Source organism: Spirosoma sp. KNUC1025 (genome assembly GCF_045160025.1).
Classification (GTDB): Bacteria; Bacteroidota; Bacteroidia; order Cytophagales; family Spirosomataceae; genus Spirosoma.
Genome location: NZ_CP087139.1, coordinates 3,183,786 through 3,208,155 on the forward strand (window position 1 = coordinate 3,183,786; position 24,370 = coordinate 3,208,155).

At 49.1% G+C, this 24,370-nt stretch carries 14 protein-coding genes and 1 pseudogene; 8 read left to right on the forward strand and 7 right to left on the reverse strand.

What is annotated here, in order from left to right; all coding sequences use genetic code 11:
- Position 1: 1 nt before the first annotated feature.
- The 4 genes and pseudogenes from LN737_RS13800 to LN737_RS13815 form a co-directional block, all read right to left on the reverse strand.
- Positions 2-1,275 (reverse strand): annotated as a pseudogene (locus LN737_RS13800) (sugar isomerase).
- A 103-nt stretch (positions 1,276-1,378) separates the two neighbouring features.
- Positions 1,379-3,514, reverse strand: coding sequence for a bifunctional aldolase/short-chain dehydrogenase (locus LN737_RS13805; protein ID WP_405519737.1), 2,136 nt, complete (start codon positions 3,512-3,514; stop codon positions 1,379-1,381).
- Positions 3,515-4,315: 801 nt separating this feature from the next.
- On the reverse strand, positions 4,316-4,705 hold the full coding sequence (locus tag LN737_RS13810) for a LytTR family DNA-binding domain-containing protein (RefSeq protein ID WP_405519739.1): 390 nt from the start codon (positions 4,703-4,705) through the stop codon (positions 4,316-4,318).
- 300 nt (positions 4,706-5,005) lie between these two features.
- Complete coding sequence (locus LN737_RS13815; RefSeq protein ID WP_405519741.1) at positions 5,006-9,031, reverse strand: ATP-binding protein; 4,026 nt, start codon at positions 9,029-9,031, stop codon at positions 5,006-5,008.
- A 154-nt stretch (positions 9,032-9,185) separates the two neighbouring features.
- Here LN737_RS13815 and LN737_RS13820 point away from each other — a divergent pair, with 154 nt between their 5' ends.
- From LN737_RS13820 to LN737_RS13840, 5 genes are all read left to right on the forward strand, one after another.
- Positions 9,186-9,653 (forward strand): hypothetical protein, encoded by a 468-nt coding sequence (locus LN737_RS13820; protein ID WP_405519742.1) that lies wholly within the window; start codon positions 9,186-9,188, stop codon positions 9,651-9,653.
- 205 nt (positions 9,654-9,858) lie between these two features.
- Positions 9,859-11,103, forward strand: coding sequence for a dicarboxylate/amino acid:cation symporter (locus LN737_RS13825; protein WP_405519745.1), 1,245 nt, complete (start codon positions 9,859-9,861; stop codon positions 11,101-11,103).
- Between the two features lie 97 nt (positions 11,104-11,200).
- Positions 11,201-11,632, forward strand: coding sequence for an RDD family protein (locus tag LN737_RS13830; protein WP_405519746.1), 432 nt, complete (start codon positions 11,201-11,203; stop codon positions 11,630-11,632).
- Between the two features lie 168 nt (positions 11,633-11,800).
- Positions 11,801-12,712 carry an ABC transporter ATP-binding protein gene (locus LN737_RS13835; RefSeq protein WP_405519748.1) on the forward strand — a complete coding sequence of 304 codons (912 nt, stop codon included), beginning with the start codon at positions 11,801-11,803 and terminating at the stop codon, positions 12,710-12,712.
- 112 nt (positions 12,713-12,824) lie between these two features.
- Positions 12,825-14,150 carry an ABC transporter permease gene (locus LN737_RS13840; protein ID WP_405519750.1) on the forward strand — a complete coding sequence of 442 codons (1,326 nt, stop codon included), beginning with the start codon at positions 12,825-12,827 and terminating at the stop codon, positions 14,148-14,150.
- A 76-nt stretch (positions 14,151-14,226) separates the two neighbouring features.
- Here the strand turns inward: LN737_RS13840 and LN737_RS13845 are convergent, their stop codons facing one another.
- The 3 genes from LN737_RS13845 to LN737_RS13855 form a co-directional block, all read right to left on the reverse strand.
- Positions 14,227-17,160, reverse strand: coding sequence for a hypothetical protein (locus LN737_RS13845; RefSeq protein ID WP_405519752.1), 2,934 nt, complete (start codon positions 17,158-17,160; stop codon positions 14,227-14,229).
- 123 nt (positions 17,161-17,283) lie between these two features.
- Entirely contained in the window at positions 17,284-18,741 is a 1,458-nt protein-coding gene (locus LN737_RS13850) for a SusD/RagB family nutrient-binding outer membrane lipoprotein (protein ID WP_405519754.1), read from the reverse strand.
- A 13-nt stretch (positions 18,742-18,754) separates the two neighbouring features.
- A complete protein-coding gene (locus LN737_RS13855) occupies positions 18,755-21,964 on the reverse strand; it encodes a SusC/RagA family TonB-linked outer membrane protein (protein WP_405519756.1) in 3,210 nt (1,069 codons plus the stop codon).
- A gap of 621 nt (positions 21,965-22,585) precedes the next feature.
- On the opposite strand from LN737_RS13855, the gene LN737_RS13860 reads away from it, so the two are divergent.
- From LN737_RS13860 to LN737_RS13870, 3 genes are all read left to right on the forward strand, one after another.
- The gene (locus LN737_RS13860; protein ID WP_405519757.1) at positions 22,586-23,143 is read left to right on the forward strand and encodes a dihydrofolate reductase family protein; all 558 of its coding nucleotides are present in this window, start codon (positions 22,586-22,588) and stop codon (positions 23,141-23,143) included.
- Between the two features lie 62 nt (positions 23,144-23,205).
- A complete protein-coding gene (locus tag LN737_RS13865; RefSeq protein WP_405519759.1) occupies positions 23,206-23,466 on the forward strand; it encodes a hypothetical protein in 261 nt (86 codons plus the stop codon).
- A gap of 76 nt (positions 23,467-23,542) precedes the next feature.
- The gene (locus LN737_RS13870; protein ID WP_405519761.1) at positions 23,543-24,271 is read left to right on the forward strand and encodes an SDR family oxidoreductase; all 729 of its coding nucleotides are present in this window, start codon (positions 23,543-23,545) and stop codon (positions 24,269-24,271) included.
- Positions 24,272-24,370 lie beyond the last annotated feature (99 nt).

Consider the following 24,370-nt stretch of genomic DNA (forward strand, 5'->3'; position numbering starts at 1 on the left):
GTTAAAGTCCCGTTGCGATCGTTTTTGCTCCGCGTTCGCCAATAAGTTGCTGGCGTACATTTAGTTGGCGATAGAGAGCCAGGGGTTGTAAGGCTCCACCCGCCCGGCGACGTGCTTCGGCTACCAGTGGCCGGACATCCGTGCGGAAGGCATCCTGCAGGATTTCCTGAGCCTGCGCTACGTCGTTGGCTTCGCGGGCTTCTTCCAGTGCCTGCCGGTCAACCAGGAGTGCCTGTGCATACGCTAACTGAATTGCTTCAACCGATTGTAGCAAATCCTCCAGAGGGTCTTTTACATTGTGGCTGGCATCGATCATCCACCCCAGACTCGTCGCATGATTCATACCGCGCGCATCCATGCCATCAACCAATTCGTTGAAAATCAGAAATAACTGGTAGGGTTTAATGCTACCTGCGGTCAGATCATCGTCGCCGTATTTGGAGTCGTTGAAGTGAAAGCCGCCAAGTTTACCCTCGTTCAGTAAAATAGAGACGATCTGTTCGATGTTTGCATTAGGCAGGTGGTGGCCCAAATCGACAAGCGTGTAGGCTTTTGGACCCAGTTTGCTGGCATACAGGAAGCTACTGCCCCAGTCGCCAACGGTCATGGAATAAAAATTAGGCTCAAAGGCTTTGTATTCCACAAACATCTTCCAGTCGCCGGGAAGAGCAGCATAAATTTCGCTTAGGCTGTCGAGCGTACGGCTGAACGCTTTCCGGAAATTCAACTGGCCCGGAAAGCACGAACCATCGGACAGCCAGACAGTCAACGCCTTAGAGCCAAGTGCTTCTCCATGACGAATAACGTCGATATTGTGGTCGATGGCCTGCTGACGTACCGCAGCGTCGACGTGCTGTAACGAGCCGAATTTATAACTTAATGATTGATCGGGCTGATCCTGAAACGTATTGGAATTAACGGCATCGAAAGCCAGACCATACTCAGCCGCCAGTTTTTTAATGGCTTCAGCATCGGTCGGAATATCCCAGGGAATGTGCAGCGATATGGCTCCGCTCGCCCGGTTAAGCGCATGAAGCAGGCCTACGTCAGCAATCTTCTCTTCCAGACTACGTGGTTCGCCACCCCCGCAAAGCGGCCAAAGCGTGTGCCGCCCGTACCCAGGGCCCAACTAGGAATGGCAATCTGGAAATCAATCAGTTTCTGAATAATAGGCTCCGCAGTGGCAACTTCCTGCGTCCAGAAAGAAAGCTTGCGTTGATGGTTTTCCAGCTGGCGCTGATTAAAATCGGCTATGGAATTAGGATCGAGTTGCATAAGAAATAAGGGAGGAAGGAGAAATGGGATGAGTGGGAAAAGGAGAGGAGGGAACTATTTTTCCCCTCTCATCCCTTTCCTGCATCCTCCCTCTCTCCAGTTTTTATCGAACAAAAGCCATGGCCACACCACCGTCTACGTTCAGCACATTACCGGTCGATTTGTTGAGCAAACCACCAACAAAAGCAAAGCAGGCATTGGCGATATCGTCGGGAAGAATAATTTCATTCAGAAGGGTGCGCTTGGCGTAATAAGCCGGAAGTTCCTCGACCGTTATGCCATAGGCTTTTGCCCGCCCTTCGGCCCATCCACCGGCCCAGATGTTTGAGTCGGAGATAACGGCGTCAGGGTTAACGGTGTTAACCCGAATGTGGTCAGCGCCCAACTCGGCTGCGTTCAGGCGGCTAAGGTGAAGCTGTGCCGCTTTTGCTGAGCCGTAACCCGCATTGTTGGGACCAGCTACCAAGGCATTTTTAGAGACAATATTAATGACATCGCCACCGAGCGCTTGCTTGCGCATTACGTCTACGGCCGCTTTCGTCACCATAAACTGACCTTTCACCAGAATATCATACAGGCGATCCCATTCTTCGATGCTGTGTTCCGCTATGGGTTTCGAAATACTGATACCAGCATTGTTGATCACAATATCCACGCCACCGAATGCCAGACAAGCTGCTTTATAAGCTTCTTCAATACTGGCCCAGTCCGTTACGTTCAGGGTGGTAGTAGCTACTGAATCTTTACCAAAGGCGCTTACAAACTCCTCCTTAGCGCCGTCCAGTCGCTCCTGGTTAATGTCGTTCAGCACAACGCAGGCACCTTCCTGCACGAATTTTTTAGCGATAGCTTTCCCAATACCACCAGCACTGCCTGTGATGAGAGCGATTTTGCCCGACAGCGGTTTTGGCTTCGGCATACGCTGGAGTTTGGCTTCTTCCAGGAGCCAGTACTCAATGTCAAAAGCTTCCTGACGCGGCAAGGATGTGTATTCCGAGATCGCTTCAGCACCATTCATTACGTTGATGGCATTGATGTAGAACTCAGCTGCTACCCGTGCTGTCTGTTTATCCTTGGCAAAGGTAAACATACCTACGCCCGGATACAGAATAACAACCGGATTTGAGTCGCGGATGGCCGGACTATTCGGATGCTTACAGCTCTCGTAATACGCTTTATACATATCCCGGTAAGCAGCAAACGCAGGAGCGAGTTTGGCTTTCAGGTCTGCTACGTTGGTTAGATCCTCGCCGGGTGTCAATTCCAGTACCAGCGGGCTGATTTTCGTGCGCAGAAAGTGGTCAGGGCAGGAAGTACCCATCGGCGCCAACCGTTCGAGATCATTGGAGTTTATGTATTCCAGTACGCGAGCGTCGTCAGTGAAATGGCCAATCATGCGGTTCTGGCCAGAAGCCAGTCCCCGGAGTACCGGTGCCAGCAAGGCAGCCTGCGACAACCGCTGGTTCTGCGGCAGGCTTTCCAGTTTTGCACCGCCAAAAATTGGGCCTTTTTTACCGTAATTTTCTTCCAGATATTCGGCGCATCGTTCGATTACCTCCAGCGTATTTACGTAGCTTTCATAGGCCGTATCGCCCCACGTAAAGAGACCGTGTGATCCGAGCATTATGCCTCGTATACCCGGATTTTCTTTTACGCACTGCTCCAGTTGAAGACCCAAATCAAAGCCCGGTCGCTGCCAATCGACCCAACCAATTTGCCCATCGAATAATTCTTCGGTAATACGTTTGCCATCTTTGGCTGCGGCTATGGCGATAGCTGCGTCAGGGTGCAAATGGTCAATATGTTTGAAAGGCAGAAAACCATGCAGGGGTGTATCGATAGATGGTGCTTTGGAAGCTAGATCGTAGATAGAGTGATTGAATAGCTCTACCATTTCATCTTCGAAAGCAAGGCCCCGATAGCGGTTTTTTAGAGCACGCAGCCGATCCAGATACAAGGCTGCCAACCCACTACGTTTAAGCGTGCCAATATCACCCCCAGAGCCTTTAACCCACATCACTTCTGTAAGGTTGCCTGTGAGTGGATCTTCTGCCATCGCCTTACAGGAAGTGTTGCCACCGCCGTAATTAGTCAGTCGTAGATCAGCTCCCAATAGATTCGAGCGGTAGATCAACAGACCTACTTCATCGCCTTCTAATTGGGCAGCTTTGGCGTCGTCCCACAGATAGCTAACGTGCCGAAATGAGTCTGCTTTGGGTGTGTTGGTCGTGCTAAGCATATAGTTTAGAATAGTTGAAATCTTGATTTAATACCATTATTTTTTCAATTCTTAACAAGAATAAGCAGTCCGAATGATTCAACTTTCATCTACTTACCCTGTTTAAATAACTATTGTTGATTATTCCTATTTAGTTTGTCGGGTATTGACAGTGACCTTACTGCTAGAATCGTTTAGCCAATTTTTATGCGTATAGAGTTCATTTTGCGGGAATTAAGCTTGGTATAGACAAAATCAGCAAGCAATTTATTTATGAATTTTACCGCATACAAAAGGTAAATAGTGTAAATATTTTCATCTGTTAGGGTCGAAAAAACACATAGAGGTAACAATGTCTATAATGTTAGCCCTAAATCGCTCTGCAATTGACATTCACATATCAATCATCTCGACTAAAGATGACTGTACCTACCAGAGATGATAGCAGGTCCGACTAAAATATATAGTCGTTATGAGGACGCTACGTATTGACACGATTCACGACACTGATTCCGGAGCGAATATAATCCGATAATACGCTTTTTTGAGCAAGGCCACACGTAGACTAACAAGTTTTTAATGATTGATAGCTATACGATTGTTGTCTTATAAGCACTAGCTTGATTGATTGGTAATTAAAGTAATACTTTCATTAATCGGGCACTTCGATTTGTTTATTAGAGCAGAAACACAGCGACTGTCTAAGTGTCATTGCCAACAGAATTATTCGGGGCGGAGATTGGGCTTAAGGAGAGGCTATAAAAAAACGTCCTGACCATACTTGATCAGGACGTTTTAAGTAGTAAAAGTAAATGTCGAACGTTAGTTTATGTACGGTTTGTTGTTTGCCAATTGACGTCGAACCAAACTCCAGCGACGGCGTGAAACTGGCAGAACCTCTCCCGTTGATAAATGGACTAACCCGCCTGTTTCAGTACGTTCGAGACGTTCAACAAACTGACGATTAACAACACAGTTACGGTGGAGACGGATGAATAATTCGGCTGGCAATTTGGGTGCATAATATTTCAGCGTTCGTGGCATCAGCATACGCCGGCCATCTACCCAGTTGAGCCAGCTATAATTAGCAAGCGCCTGTAAATAGACTAAATCATCAACTGAAAAAACCTGGCGGCCTGACTCCCGCAGATAAAGTTTGAGTGGAGGCCATTCTGTGTTTTGCGTGCGGACTGAAAAGCTTAGAAACGACATGAGTGAAGTAGTTGGTTAGTAATGACAGTACAATACTATACTTCCGTTTTGCTGATATCTTGCTCTTTCGTAACACAAGCTATAAAATTTGTAACATGCAGAAAATAGAAATAAAATTTATAAAAAAATGTCGATTAAAAGCCATGAATAGATTACTTGTTTCACGGTTTTCTACAGAAAAAAACGGGTATAAGACTAGCTGAACGTACTAATCAATAAAAAATGCCAGCCGAATTGCTGTATAAAGCAACGGCTGGCAAAGTCAGGAAAGTTACCTTATTAGTAACTAATCCTATTTTTTTAGACCATTTCGTGGCGATTTTTATCGATGTACTCAGAGGGTGTTAGGTGGAATTGATCTTTAAACACCTTCGAAAAATAAGCCGGGGTATCAAATCCCACCCGATCAGCCACTTCGGATACAGATACACCCGTCAGCAGCAACTCAGCAGCCCGCTTCAGGCGAATCATCCGTATGAGTTCAACGGGTGTAAGGCCAGTCATGGCTTTCACTTTTCGGTTGAGATGCATACGGCTCATTTCCATAGCCAGCGCCAGTGGTTCAACACCAAATGATGGATCGTCGAGTCGAGCTTCGAGAATGGAATATATCCGGTTCATGAAGGCATCCTCCGGGTCCTGACTGGTGATAGGCAAATTCCCCTGACGAAGTAACTGGGTTCGGTAATACTGACGGATGCGCTGTAGTTGTTCAAGCCGATTCCGGACCCGGCCCCGCAGTTCGTCAACCTGGAAAGGTTTGGCAATATAATCGTCGGCGCCGGCTTTGAATCCTTCCAGGCGGCTATCTACGGCCGACTTGGCCGTCAGTAGTAAAATCGGTATGTGATTCGTGGCAGGATTAGCTTTAAGCTGGCGGCAAAGTTCATATCCGTTCAGCTCAGGCATCAGCACATCGCTGATAATCAGGTCGGGGCCGTTGGTTAAGGCTGCTTCAACACCTTCCCGGCCATTGCTCGCTCGTTGAACCTGCCACTCAACCGACAAGACGCTCATTACGTAGCCGGCTATGTCATTGTTATCTTCAACCAACAGAATCCAGGGGGCATCCTGATTGATGGAGGAGGGTTTAGCAAAACCCTGCCTGATAACTGAGTCAGATGCGGCTACGTCGCCAATTGTAATCTGTGCTGGGTCAGTACGTGCCTGGAGACAGGGAATGTCTACCGTGAATGTAGTGCCAAGGATAGGGTCGCTCTGTACGGAAATAGATCCCTGCATCATTTCAATCAGCTCTTTGGCTAACGCCAACCCAATACCTGTACCACTTACAGGGCCATCGGCTACCTGATCTGCCTGATAAAACCGGTCGAATACGTGGGGCAGATTATGAGGAGGAATGGCTGGTCCTGTATTGTGCACACTCAACTGAATAAGGTCAACAGGCTCTGGTGCATCGAGTCTGGAAATAACGGGTTCAGATTGCATAGAAACGGTTATTGAGCCACGCTCATCCGTAAATTTTAACGCGTTTGATAACAGATTGGTTAGGATTTTTTCAAGTTTATCGGAGTCGAACCAATACATGGGCTGACTCAGGTGGTTCGCATGTTGCAGGTGAATTTGCTTACGCTGCGCTTCGTCAGTAAATATCAGCATGGTACGTTCCACAAACTCTGGTAGATCGGCGGGAGTGGGCGTAACGGTAAGACTCCCGGCTTCGAGTTTTGCCAGATCAAGTAATTCGTTGATAAGCCGCAGCAGCCGGTGCGCGTTCCGGTAAACAAGTCCCAGCCGATTATGGAAAGGTGAGTTAGGTGTTTCGTTCAATACCTCCTCCAGCGGGGTAATAATTAACGTTAAGGGCGTGCGGAATTCATGCGTAATATTGGCAAAGAAGCGTGATTTGACTTCATCCAGGTGCTTCAACTGCGACGTTTCCTGTTCACGGAGCCTCATCTCACTTCGCTGATGCATTCGCCGAATACGTACCCGAACATAAATAACAAGTATTCCTAATAGCAGTAAGGCATAGCCCGAGTAAGCCCACCAGGTCGCCCACATAGGTGGTTTGATGACTACCTGCAAATGGTGATTGTACGGACTCCAGATGCCCGACGTATTTGAAGCATTGACAACGAATGTGTACGTTTTGGGCGGCAGGTTCGTATACGTTGCTGTGGCCTGATTACCGCTGTAAATCCAGTCGTTATCTAAACCCGTGAGTTTGTACCGATATTGATTTTTACGGCTCTGATTGAACTCCAGAGCGGCAAAATCAATGGATAAGAAGTTCTGGTCGTGGCTTAATACAATCTCATGGGTTTCATTAATATCTTCCCGTATCGGTGAGCCGGGCATTGTCGCATTGACCTGCTGATTATTGATACGTAACGCTGTTAAGGCTACAATTGGTCGAAACGCATCTTCCCGAATCCGTTTAGGATCGAAAATTGTATACCCATTCACCCCACCGAAAATCAGTCGCCCATCAGGCAGGGTTACCTCGTGTAACAGGTTGAATTCGTCGCTCGGAAGTCCGTCGTCGGCAGTGTAATTTCGGGCTTCGTAGGTTCGGGTATCAAACCGGCAGAGGCCCCGGTTGGTGCTTAACCAAAGATGTCCGCTTTTGTCGGGACGTATGGCGTAGATAACGTTGTTCGGCAAGCCCTGGCTCATGCTGAACTGACGTATCCGGCCCGTCAATTTGTCCAGTTGGCAAAGGCCCCGGCCAAATGTACCGATCCAGAGGTAATTATAGTGAACGGGGTCCTGAGCCAGGCACAGCAATGCATCATCGGGAAGCATACCAGCCCCCTGTCCTCCGCTTTGCCAGTGCAGCAGCCGTTTTGTGGAGAGGTCCGCCTGGAGTAAGCCGTGATTTTTGGTGGCCAGATACACCCGCCCGCCGTCGACGATCATGTCGCGAACAACGTAGGGGTTGTTGTTGGGCAGGGGCAGGGGAAAGGCGGTAAAATTTTTCTGGCTGGGATTATAGCGAACTACGGCCTGATTGTGTGGTGCTAGTAAACCCCAAATCTCGCCCTGATTTCCAGTGGCTATGGTTGTAAGCCGAAACGGCTCGCCGGGAGGCAGCCAGCGAGGCTCAATACCTGTTGGCGGGACTGCCATAAACCGGCGCTGAGCGGCATCGTACCAGTACGGAACGGTTTTTTCGCTGCTGATCCACAACGTATTACTTCGATCGAACCGGTAGCGTAAATCATAGGCCGATTGTTGCAGAATAGGCGCTGGAATAGCCGCGAGTGGTACGTTATATTGTTGTGTTAACCAGTCTGTCTGAAACTTGCCGACGTAAGGCCAGGTTTGAAACAAGCTCTCATTCAGATCGTATTTGATTACTCCGTCGCCATTCAGACCGAGCCAGAGTACATTGGTCCGGTCAACCAGCAATGACAGGGCAGTGAAGTGGGCTAGCTTTGAATCCATCACATTTAACAGATTTGCCGTCCGACTGATTAGGAGCGGCACCAGGCCATTCTGATCCGTATAGCGGGTTTGATTAACGTAATCGACGCCTTTGGAGTCCTGCGCAAACAAAGGTATATTCGCTGGATTTCCGGGCAAGGTAACCACCTTTCGAACCCGGCCGCTGTTGGGGTCAAAAATGGCGAACCGCCCTGAAAACCCAAGCAGCAGTTCGCCATTGGCCCGTTCATGCAAAGCATACACTTCATTTTGGGGTAAACCCTGAGCTACCCGAAAGCCTGCAAACTGACCCGAACGCACATCATACCGGAACAGGCCATCGCGCGCAGCCAGCCAAAGGCGGTTTTGCCGGTCGAAAAGAAGCGCGTGGAAGGCCCGTTGGATTGTATCGCCGTGCCGCTCCCAATATCGGTGCGAGACTGTGCCGTTGGCATTTAACCGGAAAAATCCATTGGTTTGTGTAATCGCCCATACATTGCCTGAATAATCAGGGTAAATACCGGCGAGCTGGTCACGACCCAGCGCCTGCCGAAACCAGCTTGTATTGGAAACGCGCTTCGACTGTTCAGTAACCGGATCGAAACAATCTATGTTATTATTTTCTGTACGTACCCAGATTTTACCCTGGTTGTTTTCTTTTATCTCATATAAACTGCTGAAAGACAACGATTTTGCTTGCTGGGGATCGTGGGCGTATATGCGGAACCGTACGCCATCGTAGCGACAAAGGCCATCGCGTGTTGAGAGCCAGATAAAACCATGCTGATCCTGAAGCATCGAATTGACGTATCCTTGAGGCAGGCCATTTCGCACTGTAAGATACTCTGGTTCGGGTGTAGCCGCCACTGACGAAACTACCCCACCGAGTAATCCAATTAATAAAAGATAAGCGAACCTAAAGGTAAGTCGCCACATAAACAGATTGAGAATTTGACAATCCGATTTAGAGGAAATCGGAAATAGAGATTCAAATTCGACTTCTTTCCTGGATTTATCAATTTTACGGTAGTTTTTTTTAGCAAAAGGCAAAAAATACTCTCCTATTACCCTCACAATCCAATTATTTGCCATGCATCTTCTTCTTAAAACCCAGGTTAACCAGTCACTCGCTACCGTTTGGGATGGTTTTAATCGAACCTTATTTGAACAACTTAGCCCCCCATTTCCACCTGTCAGGATAATTCGGTTTGAGGGTTGTCTGCGCGGGGATGTGGTGCATCTCCAACTGAATTTTTTACTATTCCGACAGGATTGGGTTAGCCTGATAATCGACCAGCAGACTACCCCTGACGAAATTTACTTTGTTGATAAAGGAACCCAGTTGCCGTTTTTCCTTTCCTTCTGGGAGCATCGCCATCGGTTAGTACGTGTTTCCTCGGATGAGACTGGTGGTGAGCAGACGATTATTGTCGACGATGTTACGTTTCGGACGCCTTTTTTATTGACCGATTATTTAATGTATCCATTGCTGTGGTTGCAGTTTGCGTATCGTAAACCCATCTATCGTCGTTGGTTTAAGGCTTCGGGGAGCCATTGAGTGTATTATCGTTAAGCAACTCAGGCTTAATGTGTAAACTACATCATATGACCTAAAATAGCTAATAAAAAAAGCAGATGAATGATTATATTTACCCAGATGCGATGTTGATCGGCTGATTCGCTGCCGTTTAATCTATATATACGAACTTTCTGAACTGACCGGATTCCATTACTTTTGTTCAATACGGTACTAATCTTATTGCATGAAACTTCCCAACCTGACAACACGTATTTTTCTGGGCATGGTGCTCGGTATTGCCATCGGTTATTTTTTTCCGGATACTGGTTCTGGTTTTTCGGGGGCCGATCTAAACGTCCTGTCCAAAATTTTCCTGCGGCTCATCAAAATGATTATCGGGCCACTTGTTTTTGCTACGCTGGTTGTTGGGATTGCCAAACTCGGTGATTTTGGTACGGTTGGCCGAATTGGCCTGAAAACACTGGCTTATTTTTATTTTGCCACCATTCTGTCGCTGATTGTTGGGCTACTGGTGGTGAACGTAATGAAACCAGGTGAGGTCATGAGTTTACCGTTACCTGCCAAAGGAACCGATACGGGAGTAGAAGCCAAGAAACTGACGTTTGACGGATTTATCGAACATATATTTCCAACCAGTTTTATTGATGCCTTAGCCACAAATGAGATTCTTCAGATTGTGGTATTCAGTATCTTCTTTGGCGTGGCAGTAGGGTCGGTTGGTGCCCAAGGGAAAATTATGATCAAAGCCCTGGACGCGCTGTCGCATATCATGTTCAAAATCACCAGTTACGTAATGTCATTTGCCCCATTTGGAGTATTAGGTGCTATCGCAGCCATCGTAGCCAAACAGGGACTGGGTATTCTGACGGGGTATGCTTACCTGATTCTGTGCTTCTTTGGCGGATTACTCTTCTTCATTTTCGTCGTGCTCGCCCTGATATGTCTGGTGGTGCGGATTCCCTACATTGCCTTGCTTCAGGAAATTCGTTCGGCTGTTATTCTTTCGTTCAGTACGGCCAGTTCGGAGGCATCGTTTCCGCAAACCATCGAAGCATTACGTCGGTTCGGCTGTTCAGAACGGATTATTTCCTTTGTGCTGCCTCTTGGGTATTCATTCAATCTGGATGGGTCGATGCTGTATATGACTTTTGCGACGGCCTTTATCGCGCAGGCTTACCACGTACCGCTTACCATCGAGCAGCAAATAACGATGATGCTCACCCTGATGATTACCTCCAAAGGGATTGCGGGTGTACCACGGGCATCGCTGGTCGTTATTGCCGGTACAATGTCGCTGTTTGACTTACCCATCGAGGGTCTGGCATTGCTGCTGGGGATCGATCAGGTACTCGATATGGGTCGCTCGGCAACGAGCGTAGCGGGCAATGCTGTAGCTACCTGCGTCATTTCTAAGTGGGAAGGCGAATTTAGAACGCAGCCCATTGAAACTGATGAGGTTACCGTTTAATAAAGCACAATCTGTTTCGCCGGGAATGCATTGAGGTTCAGGGGAGATTTCGTAGGTTAGGGACGTTATTTGTCTTTTTTGTTTCACCTAAACCTTTATGATTGTGGAACCCACGTATACCCCCGTCCCCGTAAGTACTTATGTGAAGGCAACTCCTTTACAACGATTCGTTGCTGCATTTATTGATGGTATTGTGGCTTATGTGCCGGCAATGATATTAATTGCGCTTTCCCGTAATTTAGGAATGATTGGGTACGTCATCGCTATCGCCTATATGCTCACGAAAGATGCCTTACCCGCCACGGGTGGTTTTCTGGGCGGACAAAGCGTTGGGAAAAAGTTAATGGGCATCAAAGCCGTCAAAGAAGATTCTGGTGCCAGTCTGCTGGGTGATTATGGTACAGCTATTACGCGGCAGGTACCGCTGATAATTCCCCTTTTCGGCATTATTGACGCATTGATGGTATTCAGTAGCGACGGCAAACGATTTGGTGATAAATGGGCCAATACCATTGTCGTAAAAGCCTGATTGAATTTTTATTTTATCGTAAAAAGCCACAATCCCGGCGGGTCGTGGCTTTTTTATGACCGTCTGTACAGATAGATTAGCTGTTCGTCCGTAATTTAATTGGCGTTGTGTAACAAAAAGCGGAAGTTTGGGACTTCTGAACACAACCATCGGTTTTACCTGAACTAAATGAATATTCTTGAAACGCACCACATTGTCAAACAATACGCTCAACATCGCGCTTTAGATGACGTAAGTCTGGCTGTACCTCAGGGCAGTATCTTTGGCTTGCTGGGACCCAATGGGGCCGGAAAAACCTCGCTCATTCGCATCATTAACCAGATTACGGCGCCCGATTCAGGCGAGGTGCTGCTGGCGGGCGAACACCTGAAACCCGAACATATCAAGCGCATAGGCTACCTGCCCGAAGAACGGGGTCTGTACAAAAAAATGAAGGTAGGTGAGCAACTGGTGTATCTGGCGCAACTGAAGGGGCTGAGCGAGAAGCAGGCCATGGAGAAGCTGAAAACCTGGTTTGTCAAGTTCGATATCAAAACCTGGTGGAACAAACACGTTGAGGACCTCTCCAAAGGCATGCAGCAGAAAGTGCAGTTTGTGGCCACCGTTCTGCATGAGCCCGATCTGATTATCCTGGATGAGCCCTTCTCAGGTTTCGATCCAATCAATGCTAACCTCATCAAAGACGAAATTCTGGAGTTGCGCGATAACGGTAAGACGGTAATTTTCTCAACCCACCGGATGGAATCCGTAGAGGAGCTTTGCGATTATATTGCGCTTATCAACCGGTCGCATAAGGTGCTCGACGGTCCGAAGAAGGCGATCAAGGAGCAGTTTAAAACCAATACGTACCATGTTGAGTATCAGGGCGAATTGGTTGACTTGCCGTCGGCGTTTGCAATACTCTCGACACGTCCGACAGATGACGGATTTCTGCGTGTCGATATTAAAATTCCGCCGGATGCATCTGTCAACGAACTGATTCGTCATCTGCTCGATCAAGTAGCCATCCGTTCATTCGGCGAGAACATCCCGAGTATGAATGATATTTTCATCAAAACCGTAGGAGAAAATAATGATTGAATGATCGAGTGATTGAATTGCGGACCGCCGTTGCGGTTAAATGGACGTAGCAAAAGGAGTCCAGTTCTATAATTCAATCATTCAACAATTCAGTCATTCAATCATTGAAATTATGAACACGATCTTTCTGATTATCAAGCGTGAATACCTGGTCCGGGTACGTAAAAAATCGTTTATTATAATGACGATACTGGGGCCCGTGCTGATCTTTGGCTTCTACGCCATTATTGGCTGGGCGGCTGTCAGTTCGATCAATCAGAAAAAAATCGCCGTCGTCGATGAGAGCGGCCGATTTGTCGGCAAGTTTAAAAACGACGACGAAACAGAGTTTTCCTTTCCGAATGAATCACTGGCCAATGCCAAAAAAACCTTCGTCAAGCAGGGATATAACGCTTTGGTTTTTATTCCGAAAGACGTAATCGAATACCCGAAAACCGTGCAGATTTTTGCCGAAAAAAGCGTCAGCCTGGCTCTGCAAAGTAATATAGAGCGAGCTATTTCGAAAGAAATCGAAACCATCAAGCTGGAGCGGGCGGGTATTACGCAGCGGATCATTGAAGATGCCAAAGTCAACGTCGATGCGCAGACCATCAGCATGAGCGATTCGGGTGAAAAAAGCAGCAATGGGATTGCCACCACCATCATTAGCGGCTTCTGTGCCATCCTCATTTACATCTCTGTCCTCATCTACGGTACGCAGGTCATGCGGGGTGTGATGGAAGAGAAAACCAATCGTATTGTCGAGGTAATCATTTCATCAGTGAAGCCGTTCCAGCTCATGCTGGGTAAAATTATCGGTGTTGCCCTGGTAGGTCTAACCCAGTTTATGCTCTGGATCATATTGACAGTCGGGCTGATAACGGTGGGATCAAAAATTATTGGTATGTCGAAGGAAACGGCCCAGACAACCGTGACGACCCGCATGAATGGAATGCCGGGACAGCAGGATGTTCAGCGGAAAATGGCTACTGCCAAAAATCCGGTTAACGAAATCATGAAAGCCGTTGAAACGCTACCTATCTCGTTGATTGTCGCCTGTTTCCTGTTCTACTTCCTTGGCGGATATCTGCTCTACAGTGCCTTGTTTGGTGCCATTGGTGCCGCTGTCGATAGCGAGACCGAAACGCAGCAGTTCATGTTTCCGATCATGATGCCCATCATTGCAGCCATTGCTTTTGCCCAAATCGCCGTTCGTGACCCCGATGGCCCGCTGGCATTCTGGACATCCATGATACCGTTCACCTCGCCTGTGGTTATGATGGTACGGGTACCCTTTGGGGTTCCTGGTTGGCAACTGGCCCTGTCGATGGCGCTGCTGGTGCTGGGTTTTGTGGGCACAACCTGGATTGCCGCCCGTATTTACCGCGTGGGTATTCTGATGTACGGCAAGAAAACCTCCTTCCGCGAACTCTCAAAATGGGTATTTTATAAGGGGTAAAAGGAGAAGGCAGAAGGGAAAAGGTGAATAAGTGGTAATTTCCTATACCTTTTCCTTTCTGCCTTCTCCCTTTTCCTTAAAATCCAATATCAATCACCAGCGGCTGTAGTAGCCATTGCCCTGTAGTGAGGTTATAAATACTGCGGAATCCGGCTTCGAACGAGGTACGCATCCGGAGAACGTTGAACACGAACGATACGTCGAGACCAGTGGTCTGATACCGGTTTCGTTGTGTTTCGTAGCCGCGAAGTCGTCCGTATATGTCTCGTACTTCAACGCTGCTCTGACCCTGCGCCGTATCGTAGAAGCCACCGGCTTTGATTCGTTGTACGTACAGCCAGCGCCCTAGTGACCAGTGCATATCAGCAATAGGGAGCCGATACTCGACACTGCCTGCCGCAATCTGATCATCACCGACGTAGGACTGACCGCGTGGGTAAAACACGAGCGCACCGAACTGATACGTCCCCTGCGCCTGCTGCTGATAACCTGCCCGGAAGCGTAGTGAGTGGTGTTTGGCCAGACCAGGAAAAAACAGATTTGTCTGCACACTCCATTGTTCGCCCGTCAACGAACCGCCAAAAGGCGTGTTTCGGTAGTTGACAGAAAGTGTCTGTCCCCAGCGTGGTGCTACATCACGTTTGCTTTGCCGCAAGAGTCGTGAATAGCTAAAACCATATGTTATGGCGTTAAGCGCCCCTCGTCCACCCACTTCCGTTACGTAGCGATAGGGCAGGTCATAGCCCGTTACACGCAGGTAATTGTAGTAGGCCGATAGGTTCATGCCCTGAACGTATTTGGAATTGGTCAGCTGGAAAGGCAAACGCACCCCCGCCGTAAGTTGATTGTACTGCCAGCGATCCGTCCGCAGGCTATCCAGCGGGAGGGTTTTATCAATATAAAGGGAGGTCCGTCGGCTGCCCGACTGAAAACTCAGGTCGAAGATGGGAAACAGTCCCTGATAGCTCAGGAGGGCATAAGCATTTCCCGCCCGCTCAGACTGATTGTAGGTGTAGCCAACGCTTACCTGCGTAGTGCTTAGCAAATCCTGTGAATTCAGGCCAACGGTTAACGCTTGCCCCGTGCTGCTGAAAACGGGTCCCCAACTGTAGATGTTGAGCGCATGAGCCAGCCGACGAAACCGCTCAGGCTGATAGGCTGTAATGCGTAGTGAATCATTGCCCAGAATCTGACGCCCCAGTACCGAACCTGGCTCCTGTTTTACCAGTGGCCCAAAATAGCGCGGAGTCAGCTCCCGAACAGGCTCACTAACAGGTTGCCAGCTCGCCGGGGCAAGCGTCATATCTGCAATGCGTGAACCTGTAGCCGCAAAATCCTCAAAAGCCAGCCGGGTGCCCGATGGCGATATAGTGGCGTGGTAAGCCGCCAGTGGCCGCGAGGTTACCTGAAATACCTGTTTCGACCGCGTGTCTACGGCATACAGATTGTCGATGCCTGAGCGGGGCGAATTATAGAATACGTAGTTTCCCCATGGCTGCGGATTACTGATATTCTCGTTGGCCAGTGGCAGCAAATCCGTATGGCTGTTGTCCGATACGTTGATTTGCCGGATTGTTTTCTGCCCATCTTTCAGCATGACCGTTACGATACGCTGATTGTCGGCCTGCCAGCGGGGATGCTGGTAAAAAACGTTGTCGGGGTTAGGGATTTCACTCAATAGTTTGCCCGATTTTGCGTCCAGAATCAGCAGGCGGGTTTTGTAGCGGTCCGTATTGTCAACTACCACGAGTTTAGTATTGTCGGGGGAGAGAGCCGCGCTCGTGTACCGCGCCCGATGGGTTAACCGGGTCAGTTTGCCGGTTTTCAGGTTGAGAATGCGTACGTTGGAATACAAGCGGGCGCCCCAACGCGAATCATAACCGAATTCTATCCAGCAGACGTTGGCAGGCGTAGCCGATAGCAAACTTGGGTCGTTCGTGAATCCCTGGACAAAAATCTGTTTTTCCGGCCTACCTTTTCTCAGGATAACCAGCCGGGGCGTATCACCCAAACCGCTTTTTACGCACAGCACGGTCGAGTCGGTCAGGAATTGCGGATACTGATAGTTGGTAAAAACGGGATGCGCCGACTGCTGTTTTTCGACCTTTACCGGAAAAAACGTGGCTGGCGTTAGACTTGCGTCCTGCTTCTGTTGCTGCCAGATTTCGGTTAAATCGTCTATGGTTTTACGGTACACCTCTTCCGTTCGTAAACTGGTTTCATCCCGGATGCTGGCCGAAAGAGCAAATGGCCACGGAAATCTTCGGTAATTACGGTTTAGCACCCGGCTCCAGACGTCCGGGCCGTATGTGCGCTTGAGGTAGGTGGTCATGAAATAACCAAGCACGTAATGATCCGGTACGTTGTCGCGGAAGGAACCGCAAACGGCTTTCGGGTAATCGTATCGATAGTCTGAAAGCAAATTGGCCCGCAGGCCTAGGTTAAAATTCGGAATACGCCCGCGCCCGGCTTCGCTCAGTAAGGTTTCGTTGCTAACGGCATCACCTTCGGCAAACCAGTCCGGTACGGTCTGCCGGGCCAGTTGTAAACCTGTATTTCCCAGTAACGTATAGAGTACGCGTCCGTAACCTTGCAGGGCTTTATCATTCTGGACAACATGCCGAAATTCGTGAACCGACAGCAGATCGAGCCAGTTGAACGTACCAAGTAAGCCAGGGTCTTGTGGAGCAACCACATTAAACTCAGCCCGGCGTGGAAACAACGTAACAAAGCCGTTGCTATTGGTAGTCTGGTTCTGAAGAATTATTGAAATGCGCCTGGGCTGTTTTTCGAGCGAAGCGCTGCCGGATTCGTACAAACTTTCCAGCCGATTGATCGTTCGTTGGGCAGTGGAATCCAGCCCGTCGGGGTAAAGTACGTGGAAATGGGGCGTCGATAACCGATACCAGCGTAGGTTCGCCGGGTTCTGATTCAGAATAGGAAGGGTTTGGGCTACGGTTGAAAGCGCAACCAACAGCTGCAAAGCTAGGAGTAAATATCTTCGTGACATGCGGTATCAATGATACGCAGATTTAACGAAAAAAACGCTCAGTCTGGTAAGGGCATCCTTCCGATGAAAAAAGAAAGACTGCCGGTGAGAGCAGTCTTTCGTAACGTTACGGTAGGCGTTTCCTTATTTGGTGTCCCAAAAAACTTTGGTGGTTAATTTATCGCCACCAATGGCTGATGCCGCCGTCGTATAGTTGGCGATGTTGGCATTCTGCTCCGAGTTCGGATACGTATACCGAAGCGGGAAATCGCCCTGAGGGATAGGAGGGGCGTTGAACGTCGGAAAGTCAAACCGACGATATTCCGTCCAGGCTTCCAGCCCACGATTGAACAGAGCCAGGTATTTCTGCCGGGCAATTTTCTGCAACGGAGTCGCACCAATAGCAGTGGCAAACGCCACGGTTGGCTCGGCCAGATACGTCGTAGCGGCTGCGGCCGTACCACCCCAATACAGAATGGAAGACGTAATGCCTGCATTATAAAAACTTTCGGCTGTGCCACCGACCGAATACCCGCGTGCTGCGGCTTCGGCCAGATAGAACGCTGTTTCGTCGTACGACAGCAGTACGCCGGGCGTAGTAGTGGCTGTCATGGCGGCACCTGCCTTCGAATACGTAATGAACGCGTTACTCCGTCCATAAATACCGCCGGAATAACCACCTGCGTTATCTTTCGTATAGTAAAGCGGGATACGCGGATCGTTTGACGCCTTCAGCATATCCATCATGGTATTCGACGCAACGTAATCTTCGCGTGAGCTTTGGATAAGCCCTACCCAGATTGGATTGGTGTTGGGCGTAGTAGCCAGATAAACGAGTGCAGCATTATCCGAGTTAGCCTTGAATACCCCGGCCGTCACAGCCGCTTCCGCCAGTGTTTTCGATTTGGCAGGGTTAACATCCGCCAGTGTCATAGCCATTCGTAACTTCAGCGTATTGGCAAATTTAATCCAGCTCGCTACGTTGCCTTTGTAGATTAAATCGGCGTTGCCAAAGCTTTCGGCGCTGGTGCTTAGCTGCGAAACCGCTTTATCCAGACGCGCGAACAAATCGTCGTAAATGGCTGCAGCCTCGTCGTAGGCGGGCGTAAGATTGTCCGGATTCAACGCCTGCGATTTCAAACCGGTGTTGGCGGCCCCTGAGTACGGAATGTTGCCGAACGTATTGACCATGATGGAATACGTGTACACTTCCATGATTTCGATGATCGCCAGTTTGTTTTGATCTACGGCCGGGTAAAGGCTCGGCTTGCTCGTGATGATCGTTTTGGCTTCTTTATAATCGAGCAGTACGTCGCGGTACATCGATACCCAGAAACCGCTACCCACATCAACCAGGTTGTAGGCCGTGGTGCTGAAGTAGGTGGTTTCGGCAAACTGCTGCGCCATGAGTTTGAACGTAAACCCATACGTAACAGCGTCGGTCAGATTCCGGGTAGCATTGCTGAAAAACGTTTCGCCCGGAACGCTGCCCGTTTGGTACGCTTTGGGGTTCGAGTTAATCGAGGTAATGTCGTCACTGCATGAAGTCGCTACGATCAGTAGTAGCACCGCAGCCTGCAACGTCTTTATCAATTTCTTCATGATGTTCGCAGAATTAGAATGTTGCTTTGATGTTAAAACCGACCGTCCGTACGTTTGGCAAGCTACCAACCTGTACGCCCTGAATGTTACCTGCTCCGAGGTTATCTTCAGGATCGGCGTACGGAATGTTTTTGTGGATGATCCACAGGTTACGGCCAACCGCTGAGAAAGACAGACTACGTAACGGATTGAGTTTCGTTATCAGCGCAGCGGGTAACGAGTAGGTAAATATCACTTCACGTAGTTTGACATAGCTCGCATCGTACACAAACTGGTGCGTTGGTCCGATGGTCAATGTACCGGCCTGTGGGTAATCGAGCATATTCAGGCGAGTCTTGTTGACATTTCCATCCGGATTAACGCCCGGCAGCAGGATACCACCCCCATCAGCAACGGCGCTCCGAACCGGTTTGCCAAGTTCGTTCAGACCGGCGCTTTCTTCGTAAAGGCCCGTAGCCAGCCCATAGTACATATCAATCGACAGAATATCACCACCCTGTTTGGCATCGAGCAGGAACCCAAGTGATACGTTTTTATAGCTGAAGGTATTCTGCAAACCACCCGTCCATTTTGGGTTGATATTCCCGATTTCGTTGGTCGTGGTGGTCGTTCTCAGATAACGGCCTGTTGTGGCATCAACCGTACGCTGCCCGTTGGTGTAGATGTAATCCGTTCCGTAAAGCGTACCATAGCTTTTGCCCAGGGGGGCGTTCGATGAGCCGCTGGCCTGGAAATCGCCGTTGGGCAGCGCGAAATTGGTTACGTTGTCGTATAGTTTGGCCACTTTGTTGCGGATACGCGTCCAGTTCAGGTTGACATCCCATTTGAAAGCGCCAGCTTTAACGGGCGTACCGGTTAAGGAAACTTCCCAGCCTTTGTTTTCCAGAACACCCGCGTTCACATACTTCGAGTTGTAGCCCGTTGCGGTCGAAACCGTAACCGGAATGATCTGATCGACCGACTGCGAATTGAAATACGTTACGTCCAGACCGATGCGTCCATCCAGAAACGAGGTTTCGATACCTGCTTCGTAACTCTTGGTCCGTTCGGGCTTCAGGTTGTTGTTGTTTTTCGTGCCCGGTACCGAGAAGAGGGGAACCGAACCAAACGCAGTTGGCTTGTCGTACAGGTCGGCCAGGGCGTTGAAGGGCGCATCAGCTCCCACTTCGGCGTAATTCAACCGTAACTTACCAAACGTAAAGATGGGATTCTCCTGAACAAATTTGGAGAACACGAAGCTGGTTGAAATCTGACCGTAGTTGTAGGCATTGTTACCCACTGGCAACGACGAAGCGACGTCACGTCTGAACGAGCCGTTCAAATAGATAAACTCCTTATAGCCAACTTCCGCATCCGCAAAAAAGCCATTTACCTGCTTGTTCAGGTAATAATCCTTTTCGTTTGGCGCTTCAATGGCGTTTACGGAGTTCGACAGCGCGTAGATTTTCGGAACAACAAGGCCGCCATTGGTTTGTGAGCTGACTCCATTCTGCTGCGTTTTCCGGATGTTGATACCCGCAGCCGCTTTCGCCGACAGATTCGGCGTCAGGTTTTTATTCGCCGTCAGCAAAAAGTCGTAGTTGTATTCTTTAAACGACAGGTCACGGCGGACGTAGCGCCCCTGTGGATACACGATGCTACCTACTGCGGTACGTTCTTCCTGAATCTGCGTATACGAATCCAGCGAAACCCGGCCCATGGCATTCAGCCAGTCGGTGATTTTGTAATCCAGTTTGGTATAGCCCAGATACCGCAGGCGGCTATCGTTGGGGGCGTTTTCGTAGGCGGCAAAATACGGGTTGTCCCAGTAAATGATACCTGTTTTGTTGGGCAGGCCGCTGGCCCAGTTCCACGTAATGTTCTGGCCGGTACGTTTGTAAGCGGCTTCCTGCTCTTTAATGTCTACGTTCATTTCCCACCACTCGCGAAAGCTGGAAATGTTATTGTTGCCGCCGTAGCCCTGCGCATACCGACCCTTACCTTCCACATTGGTAAAGTTGATCGCGGCCGTAGCGGTTAAGCGTTTCGCAATTTCGTACGAGGCACTGAAGTTGAGGTAGTCTTTTTTGAGCTGGCTATTGGGCTGAATCCCTTTGTCTTTGTTCAGCGTATACCCCAGCTTGAAAAAGCCCTTGTCGTTGCCCCCGTCGATGGTAACACTGTTGTTGGTCGTTACGCCCTGTTCAAAATACGAAAATGGGTCGTTGGCTGCGGCTACCCAGGGTGTTGCTTTCCGGTACGTTGGCGAGGTTGGATCACCAAAGGCATTCCATTGATAAACCAGGAGGTTTGGATCAAAGGGAGCGCCTACCGAAGCATCTTCATACGTAGGCACAATGTTGTCAGGCTTCCCATCACCATCAACATCGGCCTGGTCAAAATAACCATCTCCCGTTGGACCGTAGTATTTACCGTAGCCACCGCCGTACTGATGCTGGTATCTGGGAAAGGTGCTTCTGTCGGCATTGCTGAACGTAACGCCCGTGTTTATGGTAACACCCAGTCCTTTTTTGCGGCCTTTTTTCGTGGTAATGAACACAACCCCGTTGGATGCACGTGAACCGTACAGGGCTGTAGCTGCAGGCCCTTTCAGGATGGTTGTCGACTCAATATCATCCGGGTTGACGTCGGCTCCGGCGTTACCGTAGTCGTACCCGGCTGTACCCCGGCTCGTGCGTGAGGCATTGTTTGTAGAGTTGTCGATAGGTACTCCATCGACCACAAAAAGGGCCTGGTTGGAGCCATTCAACGATTTCCAGCCACGTATCACGATACCCGTCGAACCGCCCAGACTGTTGTTTTTCTGGATTTGTACCCCCGCTACTTTTCCGGAGAGTGCGTTCACGAAGTTGGCATCACGTGTGTTGCTGATGGCATCGCCACCAACGGTCTGCGCGGCATACGAGAGTTCGTTACGTGTTTTAAGAATCCCCTGCGCGGTTACGACAATCTCCGACAGCTGTTTGGTATCGCCCACCAGCGCAAGGTCGATCACGGACCGGCCATTAACGGGTTCTTCGGTGGTCTTGTGCCCAATGAACGAGAAGACTAACGTAGCGTTAGCCGACGGAACGATAATTTTATAGGTACCATTGGCATCGGTCACTATACCGCTCGACGTGCCTTTCAGCACGACGTTGACACCCGGTAGAACGCTACCATCTTCGGCCGAGGTTACTTTACCCGAAACCGTTCGATTCTGAGCCCACACTGTTGTAGACATCAAAATAAGCAGACATCCAAATCCTGATAGTAAGATTTGCCTCATAGACTAGCTTAGTTTGTTAATTTAAGTTAAGAAGGAGTTTTCGAGATCAAATTTAACGGATAATTAACCGAAATAAAATAGTTTCAATATCACTATTTGTGAGATAATATTTTGTGGGAGATTTATTTATAATAATTAAAAACTGAAATATTTAATAAATTAGATTTATTATTCTTTTCATTATATTTATCTGGAATTTATAATTATACCGGGTTAGCGCAAACGAACGGGAACTGACCGAAGAAGACCCGGAAGAGTATAGAAATCGGCAAATTCCTACAGGCTTAGAGAGCGGAAACAGGTAAGCAGGACATTACGTAATAGCGCACTTACCGGTTTAAACGTCTTGCTATCGCCACCCGGCCCCCTGAAGGGGGAGAAATCCAGCCCCAGAAGCCTCCCCCTTCAGGGGGCCGGGTGGTAAGCAGACCCAAACGTAACGGCTCCCCTCCAGGCGGCTGAAGCAACTACCCGCTGACAAACAAATCAGGAAAGAACGGGTTCTTTTTACTGTGGCGGGTACCATACCCCCGCGGTTTTGTTGTGAGCTAACAAGCCCCAGGATGAACGTAACCCATGCGACCATTAATTTATGACGTTGCCGCTTCCGTCGATAACTTCATTGCCCATACAGATGGCTCGATAGGCGGCTTCTTATCCGAAGGCGAGTTTGTTGCCGATTTTCTGGAGCGTATTAAAACGTACGGTGCCGTGCTGATGGGGCGCCATACATACGAATGGGGGTACGCCTATGGCCTGAAAAAAGGCGAACCAGCCTATACCCAGATTAACCCGGATCTGATGAATTATGTGTTCTCGAAAACAGTCACGTTCGAGCCGGGCGAGCGCATTCAGATTATCAGCGAGAACGAAATCGAATTTGTCAGGGAGCTAAAAGCGCAGGAAGGAAAGCCCATCTGGTTATGTGGCGGTGGCGAACTGGCGGGTAAACTGCTGGAAGCTCAATTGATCGACGAGCTGAGCATCAAACTGAATCCGGTTGTTCTGGGCGATGGTGTTCGCCTGTTTGGGTCGAGTAAAAGCAGGGCCGATCTTCAGTTGATTAGTTCCAAAGCCTACGATAATGGACTGCTGTTGGTAAAGTATCGGATTGGCTATCCATCCGCAAGCTAATCAATAGCCGTAGCTGACCACAGCTTTCGTGCATTATTACGTACCTAAACAGAAAATGAACGATGAATTTCGTAAAAGTATTTGACGTCGTTACTCCGCTTATGCTGCTTGCGCTGGTAGGGGTAATTATGATCGGATATGGCATCGTGCACCCGGCCCCGGAAAACAATGTGCTCCAGTTTATTTTCGGGATTCCCATCGCTCTCGGGGCAGCAGGTTTTCATTTTCTGATTCGTCGGATTGTTAGCTACAACACCTTGTATATGTGGATCATAGAGGCTGTCATTGTCGGGGCGCTCTGGTACGTATTTCCGAAGCTGTAGGTGATAAACGGCCCGTCGACTTATGCCATAAACTTTTTAACTAGTCTCACTTACCGAACATTTTTGCATCGACACAATGAATTTATCGAACAACAAAATCCTGATTACGGGTGGCGCATCGGGAATTGGCCTGGGGCTAACGGAGCGATTTATTCAGGAAAATAACACCGTCATTGTTTGTGGCCGACGGGAAGAAATACTTCGCGACCTGACCGATAAATTTCCGTCAGTCGTCACTTGCGTCTGCGATTTATCCGTAGCCGACGAACGGCAGGCGCTTTATCAGTGGATTGCCGACGAACACCCCGATCTGAACGTACTGGTCAACAACGCCGGTATTCAGCAGTGGATGTCCATTACCGATGCCGACTTTATGGAACGGGCGAGAGCCGAAATCACCGTGAATATCGAAGCACCGCTGCATCTGACGTCGTTGTTTATTAACCTGCCCTCGCTGACGGCCGTCCTGAACGTAACATCGGGGCTATCGTTTGTGCCGCTAGCTAAAGTGCCGGTTTATTCGGCTACCAAAGCATTTTTTCACTCCTTTACGCTGTCATTACGGTATGCGCTGAGTGCTAGAGGTATTGACGTAATCGAGCTGATTCCGCCCGCCCTCAATACCGATCTGGGCGGCAAAGGGCTACACGATCAGGCGCCACCCGTGAGTGGCTTTATCGATGCCGTTTTTGACCAGTTGAAACAAGGAAAAACCGAAATAACGTACGGCTTTAGCGAAGCAATGGCCACGGCAACACCCGACGACCTGAAAGCCACATTCAGTAGAATGAATCCGCCGACCTGATGCGGGCCATCTGGTTTTAAAAGCAGGCGTCGGTGTATTAACCTCCGGAGCCTGCTTTTTATTTATCTGGCGTACTCATTAAAAATGCTGGTCGAGCGG

Coding starts and splice junctions, on each gene's coding strand:
- LN737_RS13870 (WP_405519761.1), top strand. CDS start 23,543: ATGAATTTATCGAACAACAAAATCCTGATTACGGGTGGCGCATCGGGA.
- LN737_RS13860 (WP_405519757.1), top strand. CDS start 22,586: ATGCGACCATTAATTTATGACGTTGCCGCTTCCGTCGATAACTTCATT.
- LN737_RS13805 (WP_405519737.1), bottom strand. CDS start 3,514: ATGCTTAGCACGACCAACACACCCAAAGCAGACTCATTTCGGCACGTT.
- LN737_RS13815 (WP_405519741.1), bottom strand. CDS start 9,031: ATGTGGCGACTTACCTTTAGGTTCGCTTATCTTTTATTAATTGGATTA.
- LN737_RS13840 (WP_405519750.1), top strand. CDS start 12,825: ATGAACACGATCTTTCTGATTATCAAGCGTGAATACCTGGTCCGGGTA.
- LN737_RS13850 (WP_405519754.1), bottom strand. CDS start 18,741: ATGAAGAAATTGATAAAGACGTTGCAGGCTGCGGTGCTACTACTGATC.
- LN737_RS13855 (WP_405519756.1), bottom strand. CDS start 21,964: ATGTCTACAACAGTGTGGGCTCAGAATCGAACGGTTTCGGGTAAAGTA.
- LN737_RS13820 (WP_405519742.1), top strand. CDS start 9,186: ATGCATCTTCTTCTTAAAACCCAGGTTAACCAGTCACTCGCTACCGTT.
- LN737_RS13810 (WP_405519739.1), bottom strand. CDS start 4,705: ATGTCGTTTCTAAGCTTTTCAGTCCGCACGCAAAACACAGAATGGCCT.
- LN737_RS13825 (WP_405519745.1), top strand. CDS start 9,859: ATGAAACTTCCCAACCTGACAACACGTATTTTTCTGGGCATGGTGCTC.
- LN737_RS13865 (WP_405519759.1), top strand. CDS start 23,206: ATGAATTTCGTAAAAGTATTTGACGTCGTTACTCCGCTTATGCTGCTT.
- LN737_RS13830 (WP_405519746.1), top strand. CDS start 11,201: ATGATTGTGGAACCCACGTATACCCCCGTCCCCGTAAGTACTTATGTG.
- LN737_RS13835 (WP_405519748.1), top strand. CDS start 11,801: ATGAATATTCTTGAAACGCACCACATTGTCAAACAATACGCTCAACAT.
- LN737_RS13845 (WP_405519752.1), bottom strand. CDS start 17,160: ATGTCACGAAGATATTTACTCCTAGCTTTGCAGCTGTTGGTTGCGCTT.